Genomic DNA, 3352 nt, shown 5'->3' with positions numbered 1-3352 from the left:
AGCAAACAGGGGTTCTGGAATTTAATCTTGACGATGACCTACTCTCACATGGGGAAACCCCACACTACCATCGGCGATGCATCGTTTCACTGCTGAGTTCGGGATGGGATCAGGTGGTTCCAATGCTCTATGGTCGTCAAGAAATTCGGGTACTGAGTCGTGGCCTGTTGGCCTCGCTTCAGCAAATTGGGTATGTGATAGCTTTCGGTGTTTTGTAAGAGTCGAACTTTCGGTTCGTTTCGTCTTCACACACCGCAATCTGGTCTCTTTCGAGTTCGCAAATTGCTTGGGTGTTATATGGTCAAGCCTCACGGGCAATTAGTATTGGTTAGCTCAACGCCTCACAGCGCTTACACACCCAACCTATCAACGTCGTAGTCTTCGACGGCCCTTCAGGGGACTCAAGGTCCCAGTGAGATCTCATCTTGAGGCTAGTTTCCCGCTTAGATGCTTTCAGCGGTTATCTATTCCGAACATAGCTACCCGGCAATGCCACTGGCGTGACAACCGGAACACCAGAGGTTCGTCCACTCCGGTCCTCTCGTACTAGGAGCAGCCCCTCTCAAATCTCAAACGTCCACGGCAGATAGGGACCGAACTGTCTCACGACGTTCTAAACCCAGCTCGCGTACCACTTTAAATGGCGAACAGCCATACCCTTGGGACCGGCTTCAGCCCCAGGATGTGATGAGCCGACATCGAGGTGCCAAACACCGCCGTCGATATGAACTCTTGGGCGGTATCAGCCTGTTATCCCCGGAGTACCTTTTATCCGTTGAGCGATGGCCCTTCCATACAGAACCACCGGATCACTAAGACCTACTTTCGTACCTGCTCGACGTGTCTGTCTCGCAGTCAAGCGCGCTTTTGCCTTTATACTCTACGACCGATTTCCGACCGGTCTGAGCGCACCTTCGTACTCCTCCGTTACTCTTTAGGAGGAGACCGCCCCAGTCAAACTACCCACCATACACTGTCCTCGATCCGGATAACGGACCTGAGTTAGAACCTCAAAGTTGCCAGGGTGGTATTTCAAGGTTGGCTCCACGCGAACTGGCGTCCACGCTTCAAAGCCTCCCACCTATCCTACACAAGCAAATTCAAAGTCCAGTGCAAAGCTATAGTAAAGGTTCACGGGGTCTTTCCGTCTAGCCGCGGATACACTGCATCTTCACAGCGATTTCAATTTCACTGAGTCTCGGGTGGAGACAGCGCCGCCATCGTTACGCCATTCGTGCAGGTCGGAACTTACCCGACAAGGAATTTCGCTACCTTAGGACCGTTATAGTTACGGCCGCCGTTTACCGGGGCTTCGATCAAGAGCTTCGCGTTAGCTAACCCCATCAATTAACCTTCCGGCACCGGGCAGGCGTCACACCCTATACGTCCACTTTCGTGTTTGCAGAGTGCTGTGTTTTTAATAAACAGTCGCAGCGGCCTGGTATCTTCGACCGGCATGAGCTTACGGAGCAAGTCCTTCACCCTCACCGGCGCACCTTCTCCCGAAGTTACGGTGCCATTTTGCCTAGTTCCTTCACCCGAGTTCTCTCAAGCGCCTTGGTATTCTCTACCCAACCACCTGTGTCGGTTTGGGGTACGGTTCCTGGTTACCTGAAGCTTAGAAGCTTTTCTTGGAAGCATGGCATCAACCACTTCGTCATCTAAAAGATGACTCGTCATCAGCTCTCGGCCTTAGAATCCCGGATTTACCTAAGATTCCAGCCTACCACCTTAAACTTGGACAACCAACGCCAAGCTGGCCTAGCCTTCTCCGTCCCTCCATCGCAATAACCAGAAGTACAGGAATATTAACCTGTTTTCCATCGACTACGCTTTTCAGCCTCGCCTTAGGGACCGACTAACCCTGCGTCGATTAACGTTGCGCAGGAAACCTTGGTCTTTCGGCGTGGGTGTTTTTCACACCCATTATCGTTACTCATGTCAGCATTCGCACTTCTGATACCTCCAGCAAGCTTCTCAACTCACCTTCACAGGCTTACAGAACGCTCCTCTACCGCATCACTTACGTGATACCCGTAGCTTCGGTGTATGGTTTGAGCCCCGTTACATCTTCCGCGCAGGCCGACTCGACTAGTGAGCTATTACGCTTTCTTTAAAGGGTGGCTGCTTCTAAGCCAACCTCCTAGCTGTCTAAGCCTTCCCACATCGTTTCCCACTTAACCATAACTTTGGGACCTTAGCTGACGGTCTGGGTTGTTTCCCTTTTCACGACGGACGTTAGCACCCGCCGTGTGTCTCCCATGCTCGGCACTTGTAGGTATTCGGAGTTTGCATCGGTTTGGTAAGTCGGGATGACCCCCTAGCCGAAACAGTGCTCTACCCCCTACAGTGATACATGAGGCGCTACCTAAATAGCTTTCGAGGAGAACCAGCTATCTCCGAGCTTGATTAGCCTTTCACTCCGATCCACAGGTCATCCGCTAACTTTTCAACGGTAGTCGGTTCGGTCCTCCAGTTAGTGTTACCCAACCTTCAACCTGCCCATGGATAGATCGCCCGGTTTCGGGTCTATTCCCAGCGACTAGACGCCCTATTAAGACTCGCTTTCGCTACGCCTCCCCTATTCGGTTAAGCTCGCCACTGAAAATAAGTCGCTGACCCATTATACAAAAGGTACGCAGTCACCTAACAAGTAGGCTCCCACTGCTTGTACGCATACGGTTTCAGGATCTATTTCACTCCCCTCTCCGGGGTTCTTTTCGCCTTTCCCTCACGGTACTAGTTCACTATCGGTCAGTCAGTAGTATTTAGCCTTGGAGGATGGTCCCCCCATATTCAGACAAAGTTTCTCGTGCTCCGTCCTACTCGATTTCATGACTAAGAGATTTTCGCGTACAGGGCTATCACCCACTATGGCCGCACTTTCCAGAGCGTTCCGCTAATCTCAAAGCCACTTAAGGGCTAGTCCCCGTTCGCTCGCCACTACTAAGGGAATCTCGGTTGATTTCTTTTCCTCAGGGTACTTAGATGTTTCAGTTCCCCTGGTTCGCCCCTTACACCTATGTATTCAGTGTAAGGTAACCATCTTATGATGGCTGGGTTCCCCCATTCAGACATCTCCGGATCAAAGTCTGTTTGCCGACTCCCCGAAGCTTTTCGCAGGCTACCACGTCTTTCATCGCCTCTGACTGCCAAGGCATCCACCGTATGCGCTTCTTCACTTGACCATATAACCCCAAGCAATCTGGTTATACTGTGAAGACGACATTCGCCGAAAATTCGAATTTCTCAATTAAGAGAACTCACAAATTTTACCTTAGCCTGATCCGTTACCAGTGAAAGTAACGTTCAGTCTATCTTTCTATCACATACCCAAATTTTTAAAGAACGA

2 rRNA genes are annotated in these 3352 nt (G+C 50.9%); both read right to left on the bottom strand.

What is annotated here, in order from left to right:
* Positions 1-25 precede the first annotated feature (25 nt).
* Positions 26-141, bottom strand: a 5S ribosomal RNA gene (gene rrf, locus C8K66_RS30410).
* A 156-nt stretch (positions 142-297) separates the two neighbouring features.
* Positions 298-3188 (bottom strand): 23S ribosomal RNA (locus tag C8K66_RS30405).
* Positions 3189-3352: the final 164 nt, after the last annotated feature.

The organism is Pseudomonas sp. GV105, assembly GCF_003058185.1.
In the GTDB taxonomy this organism is placed as follows: Bacteria; Pseudomonadota; Gammaproteobacteria; order Pseudomonadales; family Pseudomonadaceae; genus Aquipseudomonas; species Aquipseudomonas veronii.
Note: the sequence above shows the minus strand (reverse complement) of the source record. Positions and strands in the feature narration are given on the sequence as shown.